Source organism: Streptomyces pseudogriseolus (assembly GCA_002154585.1).
Lineage (GTDB): Bacteria > Actinomycetota > Actinomycetes > Streptomycetales > Streptomycetaceae > Streptomyces > Streptomyces pseudogriseolus.
This window is the reverse complement of the sequence record MUNG01000611.1, coordinates 1-200: the sequence shown is the minus strand read 5'-3', so window position 1 is coordinate 200 and position 200 is coordinate 1. Positions and strand designations below refer to the sequence as shown.

Here is a 200-nt window from a genome sequence, read left to right as displayed (position 1 = left end):
GGTCCCGGCCACTCGGGCCCCCGGACGCGCGGATACGCGGGAGCCGGACCGTACGGCGGCGCGCTGAGGGTCTCGCTCGCTGCGACGAACACGGTGACCGTGCGGACCGGGCGGGGCCGGGGCAGCAGGGTGAGGACGAGGGTGAGGTAGGCGCGGGCCAGCTCGGCCCACAGCAGCCACGGGGGCCGGCCGGTCCCGGT

At 78.5% G+C, this 200-nt stretch carries 1 pseudogene; it reads right to left on the bottom strand.

Annotated elements, in window-relative coordinates:
- A pseudogene (locus CCN29_RS33405) lies at positions 1–200 on the bottom strand (hypothetical protein); the annotation flags it as partial.